This window comes from Syntrophomonas sp. UBA5494 (genome assembly GCF_002426325.1).
Genome location: NZ_DIPG01000021.1, coordinates 1 through 4,069, shown reverse-complemented (window position 1 = coordinate 4,069; position 4,069 = coordinate 1). Strand labels below are relative to the sequence as shown.

General features: G+C 50.7%; 6 protein-coding genes. 1 reads left to right on the top strand and 5 read right to left on the bottom strand.

What is annotated here, in order from left to right; all coding sequences use genetic code 11:
• Positions 1–41 precede the first annotated feature (41 nt).
• The 5 genes from rsfS to B3W37_RS02520 all read right to left on the bottom strand — a co-directional run bounded on the left by rsfS (position 42) and on the right by B3W37_RS02520 (position 3,192).
• Entirely contained in the window at positions 42–389 is a 348-nt protein-coding gene (gene rsfS / locus B3W37_RS02540) for a ribosome silencing factor (protein WP_481043115.1), read from the bottom strand.
• Between the two features lie 37 nt (positions 390–426).
• Positions 427–1,014, bottom strand: coding sequence for a bis(5'-nucleosyl)-tetraphosphatase (symmetrical) YqeK (gene yqeK, locus B3W37_RS02535; protein WP_481037903.1), 588 nt, complete (start codon positions 1,012–1,014; stop codon positions 427–429).
• Positions 1,011–1,637, bottom strand: coding sequence for a nicotinate-nucleotide adenylyltransferase (gene nadD / locus B3W37_RS02530; protein WP_481037902.1), 627 nt, complete (start codon positions 1,635–1,637; stop codon positions 1,011–1,013). The genes yqeK and nadD overlap by 4 nt, the downstream gene beginning before the upstream one ends.
• Positions 1,638–1,790: 153 nt before the next feature.
• Positions 1,791–2,675 carry an SPFH domain-containing protein gene (locus tag B3W37_RS02525; protein WP_481043113.1) on the bottom strand — a complete coding sequence of 295 codons (885 nt, stop codon included), beginning with the start codon at positions 2,673–2,675 and terminating at the stop codon, positions 1,791–1,793.
• 85 nt (positions 2,676–2,760) lie between these two features.
• On the bottom strand, positions 2,761–3,192 hold the full coding sequence (locus B3W37_RS02520; protein WP_481037901.1) for an NfeD family protein: 432 nt from the start codon (positions 3,190–3,192) through the stop codon (positions 2,761–2,763).
• Between the two features lie 233 nt (positions 3,193–3,425).
• Here B3W37_RS02520 and B3W37_RS02515 point away from each other — a divergent pair, with 233 nt between their 5' ends.
• Positions 3,426–4,067, top strand: a complete 642-nt coding sequence (locus tag B3W37_RS02515; protein ID WP_483174680.1) for a hypothetical protein — start codon at positions 3,426–3,428, stop codon at positions 4,065–4,067.
• The last annotated feature ends 2 nt before the right edge of the window (positions 4,068–4,069 follow it).

The window sequence follows — 4,069 nt, the reverse complement described above, 5'->3', positions numbered from 1 at the left end:
CGGCCTCTATTTCCTTTATATGGTGCTATCGTCGGGAGAAATTATGATTCTACCCGCTCCAGGCTAACCTCCCGCGCGTCGCCCCACAGGTTTTCCAGGTCGTAATACTCCCGTTCCTCCTGGCGGAAGACATGGAATAGTATAGAACCATAATCCAAAACCACCCATATCCCTTCTTTGTGGCCTTCGCGGCGCAATGGCTTTATCCCCGCTTGATCAAGTCTGTCTTCTACGTGTTCAGCGATGCTTTTTACCTGCAGGATATTCCGCCCTGCCGCAATCACGAAGTAATCAGCGATAACAGTAAGGTGGTTTACATCCAGAACCACTACATCCAGAGCCTTCTCTTCCCAGCAGGCTTCAGCAATCTGTTGCACCATTTGTTCCATTGTCAGCAATCACAATCCTCCTTGTTATTGTCAAAACTCATGCCAGATCCATCATATTTCCAAACAAGCGCAAATATTGATTTCTTACCTCGACGGTACGGGGATGCAAGAGGCGCCCCCGCTCAATGCAATTCTTAATGGTAGTTTCCAATCCCAGCAACATGCCGTAATCCAGGTTGCGCAAAGCCAGGCAGCGCAGCCTCTCCATGCCGGGATAGTCTCGCCCCGGTTCAATCATGTCTGCCAGGTAAATGATCTTGTCCAGGCCATTCATATCCAAACAACCCAGGGTGTGAGCACTCACCGCATGCAGCAAGTCCTGATCATCGATATCAAGTTCATCGGCCAGGAGGCAGGCCCCCACCGGGCCGTGCAGGAGATCGGGGACCTCCCGGTCAATAGGGGCCAATTCGATACCGTAGTCCTCAGCCAGTTCTATCAATTCCTGACCGGAGATGCCCTTGGCATAGTCATGCAACAAACCGGTCAAATAAGCCTGCTCTTCGTCAAATCCGTACTGGACTGCCATCTCCCTGGCTGTATTGGCGACAAGTACTGAATGTTTGAAACGGCTCCGGGACAATTTGAAGCGAATGATCTCTAATGCTTCCTTGGGGCCGATCACGATGTCATTCCCCCTCGATAGAGGTTGTTTTGCAAAATGTATTTTTCAACCGCATTGGGCAAGAGATATTTGATCGTCTTTCCCCCGGCTACCCGCCTGCGGATATCGGTGGAGGAAATATCCATGCCGGGTATCTCCACCTGCTTCATCTGCTGCCACCAATCATCCGGCAAAGCAGCCAAAACCGGGTGGCTGCGTTCAATAGTATAATTGGGCCGGGTAACCACCACAAAATAGCATAATTCTATTAATTGACGGTAATCTTTCCAGGTGTCGATGGTCAATAAGGCATCATTGCCCATCATGAAATAGATTGTGCTATCGGGATTTATGCTCCGCAGCCTGCGGATGGTGTCAATGGTATAAGAAATGCCGCGCTGAGGCCCTTCCAGGGCCGAAAGCTCAAAAGCCGGGTTATCTTCCAGGGCCAACTGCAGCATTTTGCAGCGGTGCTCCCAATCGGTCACCGTTTCGTTAGCTTTATGCGGCGGCCTGCCGGTGGGGATAAAAATGACTTTATCGATGCCCAATTCAACCCGGGCATGCTCTGCTGCAATCAAGTGCCCGTAATGCACGGGATCAAATGTCCCGCCTATGACCGCCAGCTTTTTGCTTACATACAAGCTGCATCTCTCCCTGTCAGGGCTGGCTGCACTCAATATCCCTATCCTTGAGGCTTACACCCAACAATCTAAGGTAAATGATACCTGTCATGCTTAAAAAATGCAAACTGCTTCAGAGGTCCGGTTTATGCTGTACCGTTCCCTTGAGCCGGTCTACTCCGCCGCCTTTGCTCCGCTCTCCTTCAGGGCCGCAAAAACCCCGGCCAATCCGGCCAGATCTCCAGGTATGATCAATTTGGTAGCTTGGCCTTCAGCCATGCTCTTCAAGGTCTCCAATGATTTCAGGGACAGCACCTTTTGATCGGGGGCGGATTCGCGCAGCATCACCAGACTATCGGCAAAGGCCCTTTGCACGCTGAGTATGGCCTGGGCCTCACCTTCAGCATTGAGGATTTTGGCCTGGCGGTGTCCTTCGGCCTCCCTGATGGCCGCTTCCCGCACTGCCTCAGCCTTTAAGATGGCGGCTTGCTTCAGACCTTCCGCTTCGAGGATGGCCGCAGTTTTCTGGCCTTCGGCGCGCAGTATGGCCTCGCGCTTCTCACGCTCGGCGCGCATCTGTTTTTCCATAGCCGTCTGAATGTCCTGGGGGGGCAGGATATTCCTCAATTCCACCCGGTTCACCTTTATGCCCCACTTGTCGGTGGCTTCATCCAGAATAGCCCTGAGCTTGGTATTGACAATATCCCGTGAGGTCAAGGTCTGGTCCAGCTCCAGGTCACCCACGATATTTCTCAGGGTGGTGGCAGTCAGATTCTCAATGGCCATGATTGGATTGGCGATTTCGTAGACATAACTGAAAGGATCGGTAACCTGATAATAGATTACGGTATCGATCATCATGGTGACATTATCCTTGGTGATGACCGGCTGAGGCGGAAAATCCACCACCTGTTCGCGCAGATCCACCTTGGCGCGAAAACTGTCAATCAGGGGTATGATCACGTTAATGCCCTGCTCGGCCTTCTTATGAAATTTCCCCAAACGCTCCACGATGCCAACCGACGACTGGCGGATAATGCGGATAGAGGAAAACAGCATCCCCACCACGAACACTACCACAATAAAATTAACAAATACGCCTAGCAAAAAATACACTCCTTTCAACTCTTAGAAACCGGGGCAATTATTCTTGCGGGGCTTTCTCCACTATCAGCTTTACCCCTTGTATGCCAATTACCCGAATTCGTATATCAACATCAATGTCTTCCTCGGCGGTCGCTGTCCAAATCTCGCCGTTTACCTTGGCCTGCCCGTAATGTATGGGGGAAATCTCCTGGGTTACTATGCCATGCTGACCTATGAGGGCGTTCACATTACTGGGGGTGTCCTTGGTTTCCAGAAACTTTAAGGCCAAAGGCCTGGTAAAAACAATAAAAGCCATAGTAATCACTGCAAAGACTAATAACTGCGCCTGCAGAGAAGCCAGCAATCCCGTTTTTACGCCCAGGGAAGTCAATAATGCCGCCAGGGCCAACCATAGAAACCATAATCCCGCAGAAGCCAGTTCAATGATGCCGCAGACCAGAGCGACCAAAACCCATTGAAGAACAGACATACCTTACCTCCTTTCAACTCGCCTGTTTTGTATATCATAACATAACGACTCCAAAGCTGTGAAACCGACCGGGGTTTGACGGCGCTAGATACAGAGGTATGGATGGTATGGGAAGCGGCGGTTTGTAATTTACTATAAAAAGCAAACATGCCCAGCCGGAAACAATAAAGCCTTTTCCCTTAAGGGCAAAAAACCTATAATGAAAATACTAATCAGAATGGGGTCAGTCAGCAATGAAGGCAGTTCAAGAAATCCGTTTACGATTTCTTAATCACGGCTTACGCAGTTATATTGAAGTGGATCTGTGCCGGGAGTGCCCGCGCCAGGATGATAAAGGCTGCTGCGGCCACTACTCCCCGGTATTCTACAGCACCGATCTGGCCTATCTGGCCCTGCACCGACCGGATTTGGTGGATTTAATCTTTAGTCAGCCCCACCTTACCATATTAGACGCTTCGGTCACGGTCAACAATGCAATCGATGGAGACAGCTATCGCTGCCGCTTTCATCAGCTTGAGGGCGGTTGCGTCCTGGAACAGGAGAACCGGGAATCGGTCTGCCGGCATTTTGTATGCCCCGGCATCGGGTGGCAGCAGGAAGAAGACCTGCGGCCGTGGCGGCAGTTTTTTGAGCTGTTGGAAGACTACGAAATAAGCCTCAATCAACGTATTGCCGAGCGTCTGCAATCTCAAGGCTTGACGCTCCGCGACCCTGACACCCGCCCGGAGTATTTTGAAGTGTTAAAGAAGATTTATTTAGAAGAGACCCAGACCCTGCCGGAAGAAATATTGACTCAGGCTGCAGAAGAAGAGAGATGCTTACTCAGAACCTTAAGCTATGGGGAAGATTGGGAGTTGTTTTACAAGCTTCGTTAAGC

What these genes read in the sequence shown, in the direction of transcription:
- rsfS (WP_481043115.1), bottom strand. Translation starts at nt 389, where the DNA reads ATGGAACAAATGGTGCAACAGATTGCTGAAGCCTGCTGGGAAGAGAAG.
- B3W37_RS02525 (WP_481043113.1), bottom strand. Translation starts at nt 2,675, where the DNA reads ATGCTGTTTTCCTCTATCCGCATTATCCGCCAGTCGTCGGTTGGCATC.
- B3W37_RS02520 (WP_481037901.1), bottom strand. Translation starts at nt 3,192, where the DNA reads ATGTCTGTTCTTCAATGGGTTTTGGTCGCTCTGGTCTGCGGCATCATT.
- B3W37_RS02515 (WP_483174680.1), top strand. Translation starts at nt 3,426, where the DNA reads ATGAAGGCAGTTCAAGAAATCCGTTTACGATTTCTTAATCACGGCTTA.